The organism is Streptomyces sp. A3M-1-3 (assembly GCF_024213665.1).
Taxonomy (GTDB): Bacteria; Actinomycetota; Actinomycetes; order Streptomycetales; family Streptomycetaceae; genus Streptomyces.
Window position 1 is genome coordinate 73,525 of sequence record NZ_JANAVP010000014.1, and the last position, 18,915, is coordinate 92,439.

Consider the following 18,915-nt stretch of genomic DNA (forward strand, 5'->3'; position numbering starts at 1 on the left):
AGCTAGAAACACCGACCGGGGATGCCTCTCAAAAGGGGCATCCCCGGTCGGTCGTTCCTACGGGGGCACACTCGCCGGTAAGGTGGCGTGCACTGTTGGTGTATTCAGGGGGCCCCGGCTCCCGGACCGCACGGTCTGCTGACTGGGATCGTGCGGATTCTGATTGATCCGTATTCGTCGATCCTCAAGACCGTCACCTCTGACGCAGTAGCGCGGGGGTCGCAGGAGGCACCGTGCTCACCGCGTTCGCCCGGGCGTTCAAGACGCCCGACCTGCGCAAGAAGCTGCTCTTCACGCTCGGCATCATCGTGCTGTTCCGGCTCGGAGCCCACGTCCCGATCCCTGGCGTCAGCTACCAGAACGTACAGATCTGTGTGAACCAGGCCCAGAGCGGTAACAACCTCATGGGTCTCGTCAACTTGTTCAGTGGTGGCGCGCTGCTGCAGATCACGATCTTTGCGCTCGGCATCATGCCGTACATCACGGCGAGCATCATCCTGCAACTGCTGACCGTGGTGATTCCGCGGCTGGAGGCCCTCAAGAAGGAGGGACAGTCCGGCACCGCGAAGATCACCCAGTACACCCGTTATCTGACGGTCGCCCTCGCGATCCTGCAGGGCACCGGCCTGGTGGCCACCGCCCGCAGCGGCGCGCTGTTCCAGGGCTGCCCGGTCGCCACCGAGATCGTCCCCGACCAGTCGATCTTCGTCACCGCGACCATGGTGATCACGATGACCGCGGGTACGGCGATGGTGATGTGGCTCGGCGAGCTGATCACGGACCGCGGCATCGGCAACGGCATGTCGATCCTGATGTTCATCTCGATCGCCGCCGGCTTCGTGAGCGCGCTGTGGGCCATCAAGCTGCAGGGCAAGATCGCCGACGGCTGGGTCGAGTTCGGCATCGTGATCCTGGTGGGCCTCGCCATGGTGGCCCTGGTGGTCTTCGTGGAACAGGCGCAGCGCAGGATCCCGGTCCAGTACGCGAAGCGCATGATCGGCCGCCGGTCCTACGGAGGTACGTCGACGTACATTCCGTTGAAGGTGAACCAGGCGGGTGTGATTCCTGTCATCTTCGCCTCGTCGCTGCTCTTCATCCCGATGCTGATCGTGCAGTTCAGCGGCGGCCAATCGGACTGGGCGACCTGGATTCAGAAGCACTTCGTCGATGGCAAGCCCATTTACATCGCCACGTACTTCCTGTTGATCGTGTTCTTCGCCTTCTTCTATGTGGCGATCTCGTTCAACCCCGACGAAGTCGCGGACAACATGAAGAAGTATGGTGGGTTCATCCCGGGCATTCGGGCTGGTCGACCTACTGCTGAGTACCTGAGCTACGTGCTCAACCGGATCACCTGGCCGGGGTCGCTGTACCTGGGTCTGATTGCTCTTGTGCCGACGATGGCGTTGGCAGGCTTCGGCGCGAACCAGAACTTCCCCTTCGGCGGGACGAGCATCCTCATCATCGTGGGTGTGGGACTGGAGACCGTGAAGCAGATCGAGAGCCAGCTCCAGCAGCGCAATTACGAAGGGTTCCTCCGCTGATGCGAATCGTCCTCGTCGGGCCGCCGGGTGCCGGCAAGGGAACGCAGGCCGCGTTCCTTGCCAAGAACCTGTCCATCCCGCACATCTCCACGGGCGACCTCTTCCGCGCCAACATCAGCCAGGGCACTGCCCTCGGCAAGCAGGCGAAGGCGTACATGGACGCCGGGAACCTGGTCCCCGACGAGGTGACCATCGGGATGGCGCAGGACCGGCTCGAGCAGCCGGACGCCGCGGGCGGCTTCCTGCTGGACGGCTTTCCGCGCAACGTGAACCAGGCGGAGGCGCTCGACGCGTACCTCGTCGAGAAGGGCATCGCCCTCGACGGCGTGCTCGACCTCGAAGTTCCCGAGGAAGAGGTCGTCAAGCGCATCGCCGGCCGCCGTACCTGCCGCAAGGACAGCGCGCACACCTTCCACATCGAGTACAAGAAGCCCGAGGTCGAGGGCGTGTGCGACGTGTGCGGCGGTGAGCTCTACCAGCGGGGCGACGACAGCGAGGACACCGTCCGCAACCGCCTTGACGTCTACCACCGTGAGACCGAGCCGATCATCGACTACTTCAAGCAGCAGGAGCTTGTGGTGACGATCACGGCGCTCGGCCCGGTGGCGGACGTGACGCAGCGGGCGATGGACGCCCTGAAGAAGCCCGCCAAGGGCTGAGCAGTACCGCAGTACCAGTGGTTCGGCCGCGGTGTCCGATGGACGCCGCGGCCGTACTGTTGAGCAGAGATACGACGGACGTGGAAGGCAAAAAGGCCATGGTGGAGATCAAGACCCCGGAGCAGATCGCGAAGATGCGCGAGGCGGGGCTGGTCGTCGCCGCGATCCACGCGGCGACCCGTGAGGCGGCCGTGCCCGGCGCCACCACCAAGGACCTGGACGAGGTGGCCCGCAAGGTCATCGCCGACCACGGCGCCAAGTCGAACTTCCTCGGCTACGGCGGCTTCCCGGCCACCATCTGCACCTCGGTCAACGAGGTCGTCGTCCACGGCATCCCGGACGACAAGACCGTCCTGAAGGACGGCGACATCATCTCCATCGACGCCGGCGCGATCATCGACGGCTGGCACGGTGACGCCGCGTACACCGCCTTCGTCGGTACCGGCCACGCCCCCGAGCTGGTCGAGCTCTCCCGGGTGACCGAGGAGTCGATGTGGGCCGGCATCGCCGCGATGAAGACCGGCAACCGGCTGGTCGACATCTCCAAGGCGATCGAGTCGTTCATCCGCCGCCAGCCCCGGCCGGCCACCGGCAAGTACGGGATCATCGAGGAGTACGGCGGCCACGGCATCGGCTCCGAGATGCACATGGACCCCCATCTGCTGAACTACGTCACGCGCAAGCGCGGCAAGGGCATCAAGCTCGGCCCGGGTGTGTGCCTGGCCATCGAGCCGATGGTGAGCCTCGGCACACCGCACACCGAGGTGCTCGCCGACGACTGGACCGTCATCACCACCGACGGCACCTGGTCCTCGCACTGGGAGCACTCGATCGCGCTCACCGAGGAAGGCCCGCTGGTGCTGACCGCTCCCGACTGCGGCAGGGCGAAGCTCGCCGAGTACGGGATCCCAGTCGCTCCCGACCCTCTTGCTTAATGATCTGCTCCGGTGGGCAGACTCTCCCGATTCGTCTTTACTGATGCCCTGACGTAGACTGACTCGTCGGCTCCCGTGCATCCGTGCGTCTGCATGTCTGCGGGGAGCTGATCAAGGTAGCCGATTCGAAAGGCGAAGCGTGGCCAAGAAGCAAGGTGCCATCGAAATCGAGGGCACCGTGATCGAGTCCCTCCCGAACGCCATGTTCAAGGTGGAACTCCAGAACGGTCACAAGGTCCTCGCGCACATCAGCGGCAAGATGCGTATGCACTACATCCGCATCCTCCCCGATGACCGGGTCGTGGTGGAGCTCTCTCCGTACGACCTGACGCGTGGCCGGATCGTCTACCGATACAAGTAGATCTTGTCCCCACATCCCGCTTCGGCGTGGGTGGTGGCACTGACCCGGAGAACCTGACATCCCATGAAGGTCAAGCCGAGCGTCAAGAAGATCTGCGACAAGTGCAAGGTGATCCGCCGTCACGGCCGGGTCATGGTCATCTGCGACAACCTGCGCCACAAGCAGCGCCAGGGCTGAAGCACGACCACCTGTACCTCGCAGTTCTTCGCGCGACGCATAGCAATACGTACATACGCAGAACCCGTCCAAGCCACGGCTGACGACACCTCCGGCGGGGGCCGGGGACCCGGACGTACCACCTCTCTCACAGCGAGGTCGGCGGCCGGGAGTGGTTCTGCGGAAGACCCCCGAACACACAGGAGCCATTGAATGGCACGCGTTTCCGGTGTTGACATCCCGCGCGAAAAGCGTGTGGAGGTCGCACTCACCTACGTCTTCGGCATCGGCCGCACCCAGTCGAAGGCGACTCTCGCCGCCACTGGTGTGAACCCGAACACCCGCGTTCGTGACCTGGCCGAAGAGGACCTGGTCAAGATCCGCGAGTACGTGGACGCCAACCTCAAGACCGAGGGTGACCTCCGTCGCGAGATCCAGGCCGACATCCGCCGCAAGGTCGAGATCGGCTGCTACCAGGGTCTGCGGCACCGCCGTGGCCTGCCGGTCCACGGTCAGCGCACCAGCACCAACGCTCGCACCCGCAAGGGCCCGCGTCGCGCCATCGCCGGTAAGAAGAAGCCGGGCAAGAAGTAGTCCTCAGCGGACGCTGTTCAGCGGTCTTCGCTGTAGGACCGACCACCTCCACGCAGGAGTAAAGACATGCCTCCTAAGGGCCGTCAGGGCGCAGCCAAGAAGGTGCGCCGCAAGGAAAAGAAGAACGTCGCTCACGGGCACGCCCACATCAAGAGCACGTTCAACAACACCATCGTTTCGATCACGGACCCGTCCGGCAACGTGATCTCCTGGGCCTCCGCCGGCCACGTCGGCTTCAAGGGCTCACGCAAGTCCACCCCCTTCGCCGCGCAGATGGCCGCCGAGTCGGCCGCCCGCCGCGCGCAGGAGCACGGCATGCGCAAGGTTGACGTCTTCGTCAAGGGTCCCGGCTCCGGCCGTGAGACCGCGATCCGCTCCCTCCAGGCCACTGGCCTCGAGGTCGGCTCGATCCAGGACGTCACCCCCACCCCGCACAACGGCTGCCGCCCGCCGAAGCGCCGCCGCGTCTGACGCTGTGCGTTTTTGAGTGTGCCGGGCGGTACGTCTCCTCCGGGGGGCGTGCCGCCCGTACCCTTGCAGTACGCAGCACTCCGTCGGGCGTCAAATAGCGGGCGCCCACGACTGAAGGATCTCCATCATGCTTATCGCTCAGCGCCCCTCGCTGACCGAAGAGGTCGTCGACGAATACCGCTCCCGGTTCGTGATCGAGCCGCTGGAGCCGGGCTTCGGCTACACCCTCGGCAACTCCCTGCGCCGTACGCTCCTCTCCTCGATCCCCGGCGCCGCTGTCACCAGCATCCGGATCGACGGTGTCCTGCACGAGTTCACCACCGTGCCGGGCGTCAAGGAGGACGTCACCGACCTCATCCTGAACATCAAGCAGCTGGTCGTCTCCTCGGAGCACGACGAGCCGGTCGTGATGTACCTGCGCAAGCAGGGCCCCGGCCTGGTCACCGCTGCTGACATCGCCCCGCCGGCCGGTGTCGAGGTGCACAACCCGGACCTCGTCCTCGCGACGCTGAACGGCAAGGGCAAGCTCGAGATGGAGCTGACCGTCGAGCGCGGTCGCGGCTACGTCTCCGCCGTGCAGAACAAGCAGCTGGGCCAGGAGATCGGCCGCATCCCGGTCGACTCCATCTACAGCCCCGTCCTCAAGGTCACCTACAAGGTCGAGGCGACCCGAGTCGAGCAGCGCACCGACTTCGACAAGCTGATCGTCGACGTCGAGACCAAGCAGGCCATGCGCCCGCGTGACGCCATGGCGTCCGCCGGTAAGACCCTGGTCGAGCTGTTCGGTCTGGCCCGCGAGCTCAACATCGACGCCGAGGGCATCGACATGGGCCCGTCCCCGACGGACGCCGCGCTCGCCGCCGATCTGGCGCTGCCGATCGAGGAGCTCGAGCTCACGGTCCGTTCGTACAACTGCCTCAAGCGCGAGGGCATCCACTCCGTGGGTGAGCTCGTCGCCCGCTCCGAGGCCGACCTGCTCGACATCCGCAACTTCGGTGCGAAGTCGATCGACGAGGTCAAGGCGAAGCTGGCCGGCATGGGCCTGGCGCTCAAGGACAGCCCGCCCGGATTCGACCCGACCGCTGCCGCGGACGCGTTTGGCGCGGACGACGACGCCGATGCCGGGTTCGTCGAGACCGAGCAGTACTGATCTTCCCGTCGCCGGCGGCTGAGGTTTTGGCCTCAATCTCCCCCCGGACTTCGTCCGGGGGGAGATTGAGGCCGGGCCTGATTTGCTTCCCTGGGGCATCCGCCCCGGGGGAACTGACACCGGTACCTGATACGGCCGGTGCAGATATGAAGGAGTAACACCATGCCGAAGCCCGCCAAGGGTGCCCGTCTGGGCGGCAGCGCCGCGCACGAGCGTCTGCTTCTCGCGAACCTCGCGAAGTCGCTGTTCGAGCACGGCCGCATCACCACGACCGAGGCCAAGGCCCGCCGGCTGCGTCCGGTCGCCGAGCGCCTGATCACCAAGGCGAAGAAGGGCGACATCCACAACCGTCGCCTGGTGCTGCAGACGATCACGGACAAGAGCATCGTGCACACGCTCTTCACCGAGATCGCCCCGCGGTACGAGAACCGCCCCGGTGGTTACACCCGCATCACCAAGATCGGCAACCGTCGTGGCGACAACGCCCCGATGGCGGTCATCGAGCTGGTGGAGGCCCTGACCGTGGCCCAGCAGGCCACCGGTGAGGCCGAGGCCGCGACCAAGCGCGCGGTCAAGGAAGACGCCCTCAAGAAGGACGAGGCTCCGGCCGAGACCGTCGAGGACGCCAAGCCCGCCGAGGCTGCCGCCGAGGAGTCCAAGGACGCCTGAGCGTTCTGAGACCACTGGACGGGCCCGCATCACCCTTCGGGGCGGTGCGGGCCCGCTCTGTTTGTGAAGAGGTTCGAGGGGATCACAGGGTGAGTGACGAAGTGCAGCCCGGGTTCGTACGGGTGCGGCTGGACCTTTCGTACGACGGGAAGGACTTCTCGGGCTGGGCGAAGCAGCGCGAGCGGCGCACGGTGCAGGGCGAGCTGGAGTCCGCGCTGCAGACCGTCATGCGGCTGCCCGACCCGGTGGACCTGACCGTCGCCGGGCGTACGGACGCGGGCGTCCACGCGCGCGGCCAGGTGGCGCAGGTCGACCTGCCGGAGGCCGTCTGGGCCGAGCACGCGGACAAGCTGCTGCGGCGGCTCGCCGGGCGGCTGCCGCACGATGTGCGCGTATGGAAGGTGGCCGAGGCGCCGGCCGGGTTCAACGCCCGGTTCTCGGCGATCTGGCGGCGGTACGCGTACCGGGTCGGTGACCACAAGGGCGGGGTCGACCCGCTGAGGCGCGGTCATGTGCTGTGGCACGACTGGCCGTTGGACGTGGACGCGATGAACACTGCCTCGCGGGAGCTGCTGGGTGAGCACGACTTCGCCGCGTACTGCAAGAAGCGCGAGGGCGCGACGACCATCCGTACGCTCCAGCAGCTCAGCTGGGAGCGCGGGGCGGACGGCATCGTCACCGCGACCGTGCGGGCCGACGCCTTCTGCCACAACATGGTGCGCTCGCTCGTCGGCGCGCTGCTGTACGTCGGCGACGGGCACCGGACGGTGGACTGGCCGGGCCGGGTGCTGGCGGCGGGGGTACGGGACCCGGCCGTGCACGTCGTACGGCCGCACGGCCTGACCCTGGAGGAAGTCGGTTACCCCGCGGACGAGTTGCTGGCCGCGCGCAGCCGCGAGGCCCGCAATATGCGGACGCTACCCGGCCTGAGCGCCGGCTGCTGCTGAGGCCTGGCTGCGGCCGCGCTGGACGATCTGCTGGAAGGTGAACTCGGCGAGGTCGTCGCCGGCCTGGAAGACGGCGCTGTCGCTCTTGGTGACGTTCTTGCCGTTGGTGAAGCCGCCGACGGTGAAGTACGCGTACCGGCCGTAGGAGTTGGTGGTCTTGCGGCAGACCGCCCCACCGCGGCAGAACGTCGGGACACCCGAGCCGGAGAGGGAGGCGAGGCCGCCGCTCGCCTGCTCCTTCGCCTTCTTGGCCTGCGCCTCGGTGTCGAAGACCGCGACGCCGACGGTGACGGCCACGCCGCCCTTGGCGTAGGTCGCGCGGATGACCTGGGTACAGCCGTTGTTCGCCAGGACCGCGCCGAGTGCGCCCTGGGTGGCCGAGGCGCAGCCGGTGGTGCGGTTCGTCGGGCCCTTCGCGTAGACGCGGTCGCCCATCGTCAGCCTCCTGCCCGGGTACAGGGTGTCCGCGCTGAGCGGTGCCTTGTCCTTCTTCGAGCTTGAGATGAAGTCGTGCGGGTTGGGCGGGGGCGGCGGGGCGACCGAGGAGAAGGACGGGCCGGGCTGCGCGCTGTTGCTCGGCAGCTGCTCCGGGGTGGGCAGTTCACTGGCGGCCTTGCCGTCCCGGTCGTTGCCGTTGTTCGTGGACACGATGGCGGTGGCCACGATGCCGACGATCGCGGCCGTCGCGAGGGCGCCGCCGCCGATCCAGAGGAATTTCCTGCGGCGGTTGCGCGCGGCGGACGCGTCGGCCAGCGCGGCCCAGTCCGGTGTGCTCGACCCGTACGGATCCTGTGGTCCCCCGGAGCCCCATGAAGGCCCCCCTTGCCCAAAGCTCATGCTGCGCATCCTAAACGTGTTGGGGGAGGGCAGTGTCGGCGGTGACAATGCGGACCATGGGACATCTCGAAACCGGACACCTGGAGTACTACCTTCCCGACGGGCGGGTGCTCCTCGGGGATGCCTCGTTCCGTGTGGGCGAAGGTTCCGTGGTCGCCCTGGTGGGCGCGAACGGTGCGGGCAAGACGACACTGCTGCGGCTGATCTCGGGGGAGCTGCAGCCGCACGGCGGGTCCGTGACCGTCAGTGGCGGGCTGGGCGTGATGCCCCAGTTCGTGGGATCGGTGCGGGACGAGCGCACGGTCCGGGATCTGCTGGTGTCGGTCGCGCAGTCGCGGATCAGGGAGGCGGCGGCCGCGGTCGACGCCGCCGAGCACGCGATCATGACCCGGGACGACGAGGCCGCGCAGATGGCGTACGCGCAGGCGCTGAGCGACTGGGCCGAGGTGCGCGGGTACGAGGCCGAGACGCTGTGGGACATCTGCACCATGGCCGCGCTGGGGATGCCGTACGAGAAGGCGCAGTGGCGCCAGGTGCGGACGCTCTCCGGGGGTGAGCAGAAGCGGCTCGTGCTGGAGGCGCTGCTGCGCGGTCCGGACGAGGTGCTGCTGCTCGACGAGCCGGACAACTATCTGGACGTGCCGGGCAAGCGGTGGCTCGAGGAGCGGCTGAAGGAGACCCGGAAGACGGTGCTCTTCGTCTCCCACGACCGGGAGCTGCTGGCCAGGTCGGCCGAGAAGATCGTGAGCGTGGAGCCGGGGGCCGCGGGCAGCGATGTGTGGGTGCACGGCAGTGGCTTCGCCACGTACCACGAGGCGCGCAAGGAGCGGTTCGCGCGCTTCGAGGAGCTGAAGCGGCGCTGGGACGAGGAGCACGCGCGGCTGCGCGCGCTGGTGCTGCGGCTGCGGAACCAGGCGGCCATCAGCCCTGACATGGCGTCGCGCTACCGGGCCATGCAGACGCGGTTCAAGAAGTTCGAGGAGGCCGGTCCGCCGCCGGAGCCGCCGCGCGAGCAGGAGATCACCATGCGGCTGCGCGGCGGGCGCACGGGCGTGCGGGCCGTGACGTGCGCGCAGCTGGAGCTGACCGGCCTGATGAAACCGTTCGACCTGGAGATCTTCTACGGGGAGCGGGTCGCGGTACTGGGGTCGAACGGGTCGGGGAAGTCGCACTTCCTGCGGCTGCTGGCGGGGGAGCCGGTGGCGCACACGGGAGCGTGGAAGCTGGGCGCGCGGGTCGTACCCGGGCACTTCGCGCAGACGCATGCCCATCCGGAGCTGATCGGCCGTTCCCTGGTGGACATCCTGTGGACCGAGCACGCGAAGGACCGGGGCGGGGCGATGTCCGTACTGCGGCGGTACGAGCTGGAGCGGCAGGGCGACCAGCCGTTCGAGAAGCTCTCGGGCGGCCAGCAGGCGCGTTTTCAGATCCTGCTGCTGGAGCTGGCGGGCACGACCGCGCTGCTGCTGGACGAGCCGACGGACAACCTGGACCTGGAGTCGGCGGAGGCCCTGCAGGACGGCCTGGAGGCGTACGACGGCACGGTGCTGGCGGTGACGCACGACCGCTGGTTCGCGAAGTCCTTCGACCGGTACCTGGTGTTCGGCGCGGACGGGGTCGTCCGGGAGACGAGCGACCCGGTCTGGGACGAACGCCGGGTCGACCGCAAGCGCTAGCGGGTGCGGGCCCGTGCCGCCTGCGGCGAGCTCACCCCCACCCACCCGCCCTCTTCCCCTCCGGGGGGTGCCGGGGGCGCCCGCTGCGCGGCGCCGGTGCCGCTCGGGGGCGCCCGCTGCGCGGTGCCGCGTGCCGTGGGACGGGGGCCTCCGCCGGCGGCGGAGGCCCAGCAGGGCCCCGGGAGCGGGGCTGCGCCCCCGGCCCGCTCGGGGGCGCCTCTTCGCGGCGCTGCCCGGCTGCGCTTGCGGCGGGCTCACTCCCACACACCCGCCCCTTCCCCTCCGGGGTTGCCGGGGGCGGGGCTGCGCCCCCTGCCCGCTCGGGGGCGCCCGCTGCGCGGCGCCGGTGCCGCTCGGGGGCGCCCGCTGCGCGGTGCCGCGTGCCGTGGGACGGGGGCCTCCGCCGGCGGCGGAGGCCCAGCAGGGCCCCGGGAGCGGGGCTGCGCCCCCGGCCCGCTCGGGGGCGCCTCTTCGCGGCGCTGCCCGGCTGCGCTTGCGGCGGGCTCACTCCCACACACCCGCCCCTTCCCCTCCGGGGTTGCCGGGGGCGGGGCTGCGCCCCCTGCCCGCTCGGGGGCGCCCGCTGCGCGGCGCCGGTGCCGCTCGGGGGCGCCCGCTGCGCGGTGCCGCGTGCCGTGGGACGGGGGCTGGCGCCGGCGGCGGAGGCCCAGCAGGGCCCCGGGGGCGGGGCTGCGCCCCCTGCCCGCTCGGGGGCGCCTGCTGCGCGGCGCCGACGTGGCCGCGTCCGCTGAGTGGCGGGGCGCTTTCTGCGCGGTGGGGGTGCCGTCGTCGCGCCGCAGGTCCGGCGTGGGGCGGTGGCCGGGGGCGGTTCGCGGCCTAGCATGCGGCGCATGAAGAGGGATGAACCGGACAATTCTTTGCCGGTGCTGGAGTGGCTGATGCGGCCCGCCTCCTGGGTGTGCCGGGCTGCTGTCGGCGGCATCCTGCTTGTTGTCCTCGCCTCCGTCGCGTGCCGGGCCTGGGACGGGGGGATGGACAACGCGTTTGTGGTGAGGGCCGCGGAGGCGCTGCTCGAAGGGCGCTCACCGTACGCCGACAAGCGGTTCCTGTACCTGCCCAGCGCTGTGCTCGCCGCCGTGCCCGAGGCGCTGCTGCCCCTGCGGGTGCTGCGGGTGCTGGTCCCCTCGCTGATCATGGCGCTGCTGCTCACCGGGTGGGGCTGCGCGCTGCGGATCTTCTCCGTGCCGCTGGGCAGCCGTTTCGCGGCCCTCGGGATCGGCGGGCTCGCGCTCGGGTTCGTACCGTTCGGCAATCTCGTACTGCTGGGGAACTGGACGGCCGTCTCCGCCGCCGCGCTACCGCTCGCGCTGCTGCTCGCGCACCGCTCCCGCTGGGTCGCGGCCGGGCTGGTCATCGGGGTGGCCATCGCCTTCAAGCCGATGCTCGTACCCGTCGGTCTGCTCTTCGTCTTCGCGCGGCAGTGGCGCGGCCTCGCCGTCGCGGCCCTGCTGCCGGCGGCGGCGTCCGTGCTGGGGGCGCTGGCCATGCCCAATCCGACCTTCTTCTTCACCCGTACGCTGCCGTTCCTGCTGAACGGCCAGGACGACTTCGCCCTGGTCTGGGACGCTTCCCCGGTCGCCGTCCTGCCCCGGCTCGGGGTGCCCCAGTCCGCCGCATTCCTGATCGCCGCCGCGGCCGCCGGCACGGGCGTGTGGTGCGCGTGGCAGCGCTGGCGGCGCGCCGACCCCGGGCCGCTGCGGTTCGTGGAGACCGGCTCCATGCTGATGCTCGCGGCGTTCCTGGTCTCGCGGCCGTCCTTCGACCACTACCTGATGGTGGTACTTCCGCTGCTGCTCGCATCCGGCGCGGCAGCGCGCTCCGCGCCCCGTACGCCCTGGTTCTGGATCGCCCTCCTGCCGCAGGTCGGCGGCTTCTACTGGCCGTACATCACGGAGCCGCCCACCCGGCGCGCCTTCAAGGACCTCGCCACCCTGGCCGTGCTGGCCCTCACCGTCATGTGGTGCTGTCTGCGTCGGCAGCGCGCTACCGTGGTGAGGACGGAGCAGCCGGCGACCCCGGAGGCCACTGTGGTGGCCGCCCGGACCCCGTTTTGACCCGTACGGGCCATCGCGGGTATCCTGCTGGTTCGTTATGCGTATTGGCTTGTTCATTCTCACGTGAGAGGCCCTTACGCCGGTCCACCGGGCCGATGACCAGCGGCAGGCACGGGTTGCGTCCCCGTATGTCCGCCATGGCTGTCGTGATCGTCCGGGTGGCCTTGTCAGGACCCACTCACTGAAGAAGCGAAGGCTACGACCGTGCGTACGTACAGCCCCAAGCCCGGCGATGTCACGCGCCAGTGGCACATCATCGACGCGCAGGACATTGTCCTGGGCCGTCTGGCGACTACGGCAGCGAACCTCCTCCGGGGCAAGCACAAGCCGATCTACGCCCCCCACATGGACATGGGCGACTTCGTCATCATCATCAACGCCGAGAAGGTCCACCTCACCGGCAACAAGAAGACCCAGAAGATGGCGTACCGCCACTCCGGCTACCCGGGTGGTCTGCGCTCCGTCCGCTACGACGAGCTGCTGGCCAAGAGCCCGGAGAAGGCCGTGGAGAAGGCCATCAAGGGCATGATCCCGAAGAACACCCTGGGCCGTCAGATGCTCTCGAAGCTGAAGGTCTACGCGGGCGCCGAGCACCCGCACGCTGCTCAGCAGCCGGTCCCGTTCGAGATCACCCAGGTCGCGCAGTAGTTCCGGCCACCCCCTAAGACGAAAAGAAATCTGAGGAGCATCGTGGCCGAGACCACTGTTGAGACCCCCGTCGAGGGCGAAGAGACCTTCGCCGAGGTGACGACCTTCGAGTCCGAGGTCCCCGTCGAGGGCGAGTACACCAGCGAGTCGCTGGCGTCCCGCTTCGGCGACCCGCAGCCGGCGGCCGGCCTGGGCCGTCGCAAGAACGCCATCGCCCGCGTCCGGATCGTTCCGGGCACCGGCAAGTGGAAGATCAACGGTCGCACCCTTGAGGACTACTTCCCCAACAAGGTGCACCAGCAGGAAGTCAACGAGCCCTTCAAGGTGCTCGAGCTCGACAACCGCTACGACGTCATCGCCCGTATCTCGGGTGGCGGCGTCTCGGGTCAGGCCGGCGCCCTGCGCCTCGGCGTGGCCCGTGCGCTCAACGAGGCGGACGTGGACAACAACCGCGGCCCGCTGAAGAAGGCCGGCTTCCTGAGCCGCGACGACCGTGCGGTCGAGCGCAAGAAGGCCGGTCTGAAGAAGGCCCGCAAGGCGCCGCAGTACAGCAAGCGCTAAATCGCCGCTCGCTTCTGCCACGAATCCGCCCCGGCGGCACACTCGCTGTGCTGCCGGGGCGTTCGTCTATGGCGGGCAGGGCGTATATGTGACTGGGGCGTTCAAACGCTTGCAGTTTCGGAGCAATTCGGAGGACAACAGTGGGACGACTCTTCGGCACGGACGGTGTGCGCGGTGTCGCCAACGCGGATCTGACGGCGGAGCTCGCGCTCGGCCTGTCGGTCGCGGCGGCTCATGTGCTCGCCGAGGCGGGCACCTTCGAGGGCCATCGGCCGACCGCCGTGGTCGGCCGTGACCCGCGTGCGTCGGGAGAGTTCCTGGAGGCCGCCGTCGTGGCGGGTCTCGCGAGCGCGGGCGTGGACGTCCTGCGCGTCGGTGTGCTGCCCACCCCGGCGGTGGCGTATCTCACCGGTGCGCTGGGTGCCGACCTCGGCGTGATGCTCTCGGCGAGCCACAACGCCATGCCGGACAACGGCATCAAGTTCTTCGCGCGCGGGGGCCACAAGCTGGCCGACGACCTCGAGGACCGCATCGAGACGGTGTACGAGCAGCACCGCACCGGTGCCCCGTGGGAGCGGCCCACCGGTTCCGGTGTCGGCCGCGTCCGCTCGTACGGTGAGGGCTTCGAGCGGTACGTCGCCCACCTCATCGGCGTCCTCCCGAACCGTCTCGACGGGCTCAAGGTCGTCCTCGACGAGGCGCACGGCGCCGCCTCCCGCGTCTCGCCCGAGGCCTTCGCGCGCGCCGGCGCCGAGGTCGTGACGATCGGCGCCGATCCGGACGGCCTGAACATCAACGACGGCTGCGGCTCCACGCACCTCGGCCAGCTGAAGGCCGCCGTCGTCGAGCACGGCGCGGACTTCGGCATCGCGCACGACGGCGACGCCGACCGCTGCCTCGCCGTGGACGGCGCGGGCGAGGAGGTCGACGGCGACCAGATCCTCGCCGTGCTGGCCCTCGCGATGCGCGAGTCGGGCGAGCTGCGGGAGAACACCGTCGTCGGCACGGTCATGTCCAACCTCGGCTTCAAGCTGGCGATGGAGCGCGAGGGCATCGAGCTCGTACAGACGGGCGTCGGCGACCGGTACGTACTGGAGTCGATGAAGGAGCACGGATACGCGCTGGGCGGCGAGCAGTCCGGCCACGTGATCATCCTCGACCACGCGACGACCGGCGACGGCACCCTCACCGGCCTGCTGCTGGCCGCCCGGGTCGCCGCCACCGGCCGCTCGCTGGCCGAGCTGGCCGGCGTTATGCAGCGGCTGCCGCAGGTGCTGATCAACGTCCCCGACGTCGACAAGTCGCGCGTCGCTACGTCACCCGAGCTGGCCGCCGCGGTCGTCGAGGCCGAGCGCGAGCTGGGCTCGACGGGCCGAGTGCTGCTGCGCTCGTCGGGCACCGAGCCGCTGGTCCGCGTCATGGTCGAAGCGGCCGACATCGACCAGGCCCGATCAGTGGCGGGCCGACTGGCGGACGCGGTCAAGTCCGCGCTGGGCTAGTCGGACTTACTCCTTCGGGAGCTGTGGCGTACCCGGTCGCCGGGTCATCCGGCCCTGCTGGGTGCGCCACAGCAGTTTCCAGCCGATGAGGGTGAGCGTGCCGGCGAGGATGATGCCGAGCAGGTTCAGCAGCAGCTGCGCGGCCGAGCCCCACATCTGGCCCACCTCGCCGTAGCTGAGCGCCACGGCGGCGTTCGCCGCGGCCGGGACCGTGGTCACCGAGATCGCGACGCCCACCAGAGCGCCGGATTTGGCGGAGGTCAGTGAGAGCACCCCGGCCGCACCGGCGAGCAGCGCCACGATGAAGGAGAAGGGGTCGGGCTGCCAGATGAAGCTGGTGTTCGGGCGGGGATTTTTGAGCATGCCCTGGTCGAACTGGCCGAGGGAGTCCATCACCAGGCTGAACACCGTCGTCGCCACGATCGCCACGGCGAAACCGACCAACAGGGCGACCAGCGAGCGCGCGGCGAGCCTCGGAGCGCGCTGCACCAGGCCCGTACAGATTCCGGCGAGCGGGCCGAACTCCGGGCCGACCGCCATCGCGCCGACGATCAGAATCGCGTTGTCCAGGACCACGCCGCAGGCCGCGATCATCGTCGCGAGGATCAGGAAGGCGATGTAGGTGATCGTGAGGGTGGACTCCTCATGGGTTGCCTCGGCCAGCTGCTCCCAGACCACCGCGTCCGCGGCCTCGCCCGGAGCCTCTTCCTCCGCCTGCTCGGCGCGCTTGGAGATGGAGAGGTCGATGTTCTCGACGGCGATCGACCCGGACTTGTCGATGCCGAGCGTCCGCATCTCGGCCAGCAGCTCGTCGGCCGCCTCGCGCGCGACGTCGCACAGTACGAGATCGCCCTTGGGGTTGCGGGCGGCGCCGGTCAGTACGACCAGATGGGTGGTACCGACCGTCTTGTCGATCAGCGCGAGCACCTCGTCCGTACGGTCGTGAGGGGTGATCATCCGAAGATGCAGCATGGCCGCACCTTAGCGGGGGCGTCCCCTAGAGTTTGCGCAGGCTGAGTCGCTGGACCTTGTGGTCAGGGCCCTTGCGCAGCACCAGGGTGGCACGGCCGCGCGTCGGAGCCACGTTCTCCAGCAGATTCGGCCGGTTGATCGTCCGCCACATGGTGCGCGCGTAGTCCAGGGCCTCCTCCTCGGAGACCTGGGTGTACTTCCTGAAGTACGAGAAGGGGTTCTGGAACGCCGTCTCGCGCAGCTTCCGGAAGCGGTTCAGGTACCAGTTCTCGATGTCCTCCGGGCGCGCGTCGACGTACACGCTGAAGTCGAAGTAGTCGGCGAGGCCGACCCGTGTGCGGCCGTCCTTGCCGGGCAGAGCGGGCTGGAGGACGTTGAGGCCCTCGACGATCAGGATGTCGGGGCGGCGGACCGTCAGGCGCTCGCCGGGCACGATGTCGTAGATGAGGTGTGAGTAGACGGGCGCGGTCACCTCGTCCTTGCCGGCTTTGATGTCGGCGACGAACCGGGTCAGCGCGCGGCGGTCGTACGACTCGGGGAAGCCCTTGCGCGACATCAGGCCGCGATCCCGCAGTTCCTTCATCGGCAGAAGGAACCCGTCCGTGGTGACCAGCTCGACCCGCGGGTGTTCCGGCCAGCGGGCCAGCAGCGCCTGGAGGAGACGCGCGACCGTGGACTTGCCGACCGCGACGCTGCCGGCGACCCCTATGACGAACGGGGTGCCCTGCTGGGCGCCATGGCCGTTGCCCGCGTCGCCCAGGAAGGTGTTCAGGGCGCCGCGCAGGCTGCTGGTGGCCCCCACATAGAGGTTGAGCAGGCGGGAGAGCGGCAGATAGACGTCCCGTACCTCGTCGAGGTCGATGACGTCGCCGAGGCCGCGCAGCCGCTCGACCTCCTCGGCGCTCAGCGGCAGCGGCGTCTTCTCGCGCAGCGCGCTCCACTCCGTACGGGTGAGGTCCACGTACGGGGACGACGTCGTGGAGTCGGCCCGGCGGTGGGCGCTTCCTGGCGGCGAAGTGATCACAGAGCCATTGTCGCGGCTCCACGAACACTGTGGCGGGTGGGATCGGTCACGCGGGAGCCCCCCGCCCCATCGGCGGGATGTGGTGATCTATGCGTCAGTCAGTCAGTCAGTCGGTCAGTCGGTCAGTCAGGGCCGGCGCCAGGCGCCCAGCAACTCCTCCGGGCCGTACGTGGCCTGGAAGCCGGTGCAGGAGACGCCGCTGCGGGAGACTGCGACCAGGGGCAGTGGGTCGTCGCTCACCGCGGCGCGGTGTTTGTGGAGGGCGGCCAGGTCGTGGGCGTCGAAGGGGGAGTTCTCCAGCCACTTGACCGAGCCGAGGAAGAGCAGGCGCTTGGCGGCCGGGGCGCGATCCGCTGCGACGATGTCGATCTCGACGTCGTTGCTGCGCGTCCAGTAGCCGCCGATCGCCGGGGCCGCGGGCAAGTCACCGTCCGGCAGCAGCCGTGCGAGCGATTCGCGGACCAGGGGCTCGACCGCCCTGCCACGCCAGCTCGTCCAGCGTTCCTTGATCCTGGCCAGGGTCAGATCACCGCGCAGGCGCTCGACCTCCGCCATGTGCGGGCCGAGAAACGCGAGCCAGAATCTCAGGTACGGGTCGGCCACGCGGTAGCGGCGCTCCTTGGAGGGGCGCAGGGAGACCGGCAGTTCGGCTGACACCACGCGCTTGCCGGCGAGGAGTTCGGCCGCTCGGCTGAGTGTGGAGTGCGAGATTCCGCCGGCCGCGCGGGCGATGTTGCTGAACGTGCGTTCGCCGCTGCCGATCGCCTGGAGGACCTCGCGCGCCGTCGCATGGGGCGGGAACTCGGCGGCGAGCGACCGCTCGGCGGAGACCAGCAGTGCCGAGATGGGATTGGCGAGGGAGGCTTCGAGGAACTGCCATACGGTCGCACCGGGCCGCCACTCGGCGCAGACGAGCGGCAGACCGCCGGTCAGCAGCGCGGCGTCGAAGGCAGCCGCCGGGTCGAGGTCGAGCATGTCGGCGATGTCCGCGGGATTGAGCGGGCCGACCACCATTTCGCGGCCGCGCTGATGGAACGGTCGCTCGTAGCTGTTGAGGGCCTCCATCATCGAGAGGTCGGAGCCGATCAGCAGCAGGAGCACCGGCTTGTTGCGGAGATGGCGGTCCCAGGCCCGTTGGAGTACGCCCTCGAAGGCGTCGACGCTGTCCATCAGGTACGGCACCTCGTCCAGCACGACCACGCTCGGAGCATCGTCCGGGAGCACCTGGGCCAACAAGCGGAACGCCGCCGGCCACTGCGTCGGCGCCGCCTCGGTGAGCAGATCGCGTTCGGGCAGCGCCGAGGCGGCCGCGGCCTCAAGGAACTCCGCCAGCTCGGCCTCGGCGGATCGGCCGGCCGCGGTGAAGAACAGAAACGGCACGCCGGACCGGTGCAGGAACTCCTCCACCAGGCTGGACTTGCCAATGCGCCTGCGCCCCCGGATGAGCACGCACTGCCCGGGACGCGGCTCGCCGGTGGCGGTGCGCACCTGTTCGAGCACTCCGTCAAGGGTCTGGATTTCCCGCTCTCTGCCGATGAAGCGTGGCATGGGGGACCACCTCTCAGGTGACAAGCCTCGGCACTGAATGGTATCGATAGCAATAGTATCGCACCCGATAGTATTGTGCTCGATACGATCAACAGGAACACGACTCAGGCGGCGTGGGCCGGTTCCGGCCGCCCGGGGCCGAGTTCGAACCAGAGGAGTTTGCCGCCGCGGCCGAAGAGGTCTTCGCCGAGCGGGTAGCCGCCCCAGTTGTCGGCACAGAGCCGTACGAGCAGCAGCCCCCGCCCGCCGTCCCGGTCGGCCGGGCCCCGGGCGGGTACGGGTCGTAGCGCTCCCGGAGGCTTGTCGAACGGGGCCGGGATGACGGGGTTGCTGTCCCAGACGCTGATCCGCAGCCAGCCTCCGTCCATGTGCCGTAGCCGCAGCATCGCCGGCCCGGCGGAGTGCCGGTACGCGTTGGTGACCAGTTCGCAGGCCAGCAGTTCGGCGGTATCGAGCAGTTCACCCATGCCATGCCCTCCCAGTACGGCCCGCAGCGTCTTCCGGGCCACGCGCGGGGCGCGGGGATCGTGGGGGAGTTGGAGTACGTACGACCAGGGTGCGTGCGGGGATACGGTGTTCACGGAAGTCT

20 protein-coding genes are annotated in these 18,915 nt (G+C 69.2%); 15 read left to right on the top strand and 5 right to left on the bottom strand.

Going from position 1 to position 18,915, the window contains the following annotated elements:
- Positions 1-233: 233 nt before the first annotated feature.
- The 10 genes from secY (at position 234) to truA (ending at position 7,486) form a co-directional block, all read left to right on the top strand.
- Positions 234-1,544, top strand: a complete 1,311-nt coding sequence (gene secY / locus NLX86_RS17830) for a preprotein translocase subunit SecY (protein ID WP_254372700.1) — start codon at positions 234-236, stop codon at positions 1,542-1,544.
- Positions 1,544-2,203, top strand: coding sequence for an adenylate kinase (locus NLX86_RS17835; protein WP_254372701.1), 660 nt, complete (start codon positions 1,544-1,546; stop codon positions 2,201-2,203). The genes secY and NLX86_RS17835 overlap by 1 nt, the downstream gene beginning before the upstream one ends.
- A gap of 98 nt (positions 2,204-2,301) precedes the next feature.
- Positions 2,302-3,138, top strand: a complete 837-nt coding sequence (gene map / locus NLX86_RS17840) for a type I methionyl aminopeptidase (RefSeq protein ID WP_254372782.1) — start codon at positions 2,302-2,304, stop codon at positions 3,136-3,138.
- A gap of 139 nt (positions 3,139-3,277) precedes the next feature.
- Positions 3,278-3,499 carry a translation initiation factor IF-1 gene (gene infA / locus NLX86_RS17845; protein ID WP_003956442.1) on the top strand — a complete coding sequence of 74 codons (222 nt, stop codon included), beginning with the start codon at positions 3,278-3,280 and terminating at the stop codon, positions 3,497-3,499.
- 63 nt (positions 3,500-3,562) lie between these two features.
- The gene (gene rpmJ / locus NLX86_RS17850) at positions 3,563-3,676 is read left to right on the top strand and encodes a 50S ribosomal protein L36 (protein ID WP_003956441.1); all 114 of its coding nucleotides are present in this window, start codon (positions 3,563-3,565) and stop codon (positions 3,674-3,676) included.
- 192 nt (positions 3,677-3,868) lie between these two features.
- Positions 3,869-4,249: a 30S ribosomal protein S13 gene (gene rpsM / locus NLX86_RS17855; RefSeq protein WP_254372702.1), complete on the top strand. Its 381-nt coding sequence runs from the start codon at positions 3,869-3,871 to the stop codon at positions 4,247-4,249.
- A 66-nt stretch (positions 4,250-4,315) separates the two neighbouring features.
- On the top strand, positions 4,316-4,720 hold the full coding sequence (gene rpsK / locus NLX86_RS17860; protein ID WP_003956432.1) for a 30S ribosomal protein S11: 405 nt from the start codon (positions 4,316-4,318) through the stop codon (positions 4,718-4,720).
- 127 nt (positions 4,721-4,847) lie between these two features.
- Positions 4,848-5,870, top strand: coding sequence for a DNA-directed RNA polymerase subunit alpha (locus tag NLX86_RS17865; RefSeq protein ID WP_010473911.1), 1,023 nt, complete (start codon positions 4,848-4,850; stop codon positions 5,868-5,870).
- Positions 5,871-6,032: 162 nt separating this feature from the next.
- Positions 6,033-6,539, top strand: coding sequence for a 50S ribosomal protein L17 (gene rplQ, locus NLX86_RS17870; protein WP_254372703.1), 507 nt, complete (start codon positions 6,033-6,035; stop codon positions 6,537-6,539).
- 89 nt (positions 6,540-6,628) lie between these two features.
- Positions 6,629-7,486 carry a tRNA pseudouridine(38-40) synthase TruA gene (gene truA, locus NLX86_RS17875; protein WP_254372704.1) on the top strand — a complete coding sequence of 286 codons (858 nt, stop codon included), beginning with the start codon at positions 6,629-6,631 and terminating at the stop codon, positions 7,484-7,486.
- On the opposite strand, the gene NLX86_RS17880 is transcribed toward truA, so the two are convergent.
- Positions 7,457-8,323, bottom strand: coding sequence for a hypothetical protein (locus NLX86_RS17880; protein WP_254372705.1), 867 nt, complete (start codon positions 8,321-8,323; stop codon positions 7,457-7,459). The two genes, truA and NLX86_RS17880, sit on opposite strands and share 30 nt — an antisense overlap.
- A gap of 56 nt (positions 8,324-8,379) precedes the next feature.
- Here NLX86_RS17880 and NLX86_RS17885 point away from each other — a divergent pair, with 56 nt between their 5' ends.
- The 5 genes from NLX86_RS17885 to glmM all read left to right on the top strand — a co-directional run bounded on the left by NLX86_RS17885 (position 8,380) and on the right by glmM (position 14,782).
- Positions 8,380-9,999, top strand: coding sequence for an ATP-binding cassette domain-containing protein (locus NLX86_RS17885; protein WP_254372706.1), 1,620 nt, complete (start codon positions 8,380-8,382; stop codon positions 9,997-9,999).
- 851 nt (positions 10,000-10,850) lie between these two features.
- A complete protein-coding gene (locus NLX86_RS17890) occupies positions 10,851-12,074 on the top strand; it encodes a glycosyltransferase family 87 protein (protein WP_254372707.1) in 1,224 nt (407 codons plus the stop codon).
- Positions 12,075-12,278: 204 nt separating this feature from the next.
- Positions 12,279-12,722 carry a 50S ribosomal protein L13 gene (gene rplM / locus NLX86_RS17895; RefSeq protein ID WP_254372708.1) on the top strand — a complete coding sequence of 148 codons (444 nt, stop codon included), beginning with the start codon at positions 12,279-12,281 and terminating at the stop codon, positions 12,720-12,722.
- 42 nt (positions 12,723-12,764) lie between these two features.
- Positions 12,765-13,283 (top strand): 30S ribosomal protein S9, encoded by a 519-nt coding sequence (gene rpsI, locus NLX86_RS17900; RefSeq protein ID WP_254372709.1) that lies wholly within the window; start codon positions 12,765-12,767, stop codon positions 13,281-13,283.
- Positions 13,284-13,423: 140 nt separating this feature from the next.
- Positions 13,424-14,782: a phosphoglucosamine mutase gene (glmM, locus tag NLX86_RS17905; protein ID WP_254372710.1), complete on the top strand. Its 1,359-nt coding sequence runs from the start codon at positions 13,424-13,426 to the stop codon at positions 14,780-14,782.
- A gap of 6 nt (positions 14,783-14,788) precedes the next feature.
- Here the strand turns inward: glmM and NLX86_RS17910 are convergent, their stop codons facing one another.
- The 4 genes from NLX86_RS17910 to NLX86_RS17925 form a co-directional block, all read right to left on the bottom strand.
- Positions 14,789-15,754, bottom strand: coding sequence for a DUF389 domain-containing protein (locus NLX86_RS17910; RefSeq protein ID WP_254372711.1), 966 nt, complete (start codon positions 15,752-15,754; stop codon positions 14,789-14,791).
- A 25-nt stretch (positions 15,755-15,779) separates the two neighbouring features.
- Positions 15,780-16,778: a type I pantothenate kinase gene (gene coaA / locus NLX86_RS17915; RefSeq protein WP_374213904.1), complete on the bottom strand. Its 999-nt coding sequence runs from the start codon at positions 16,776-16,778 to the stop codon at positions 15,780-15,782.
- 126 nt (positions 16,779-16,904) lie between these two features.
- A complete protein-coding gene (locus NLX86_RS17920) occupies positions 16,905-18,326 on the bottom strand; it encodes an ATP-binding protein (protein ID WP_254372712.1) in 1,422 nt (473 codons plus the stop codon).
- A 104-nt stretch (positions 18,327-18,430) separates the two neighbouring features.
- Positions 18,431-18,907, bottom strand: coding sequence for an ATP-binding protein (locus NLX86_RS17925; protein ID WP_254372713.1), 477 nt, complete (start codon positions 18,905-18,907; stop codon positions 18,431-18,433).
- Positions 18,908-18,915: the final 8 nt, after the last annotated feature.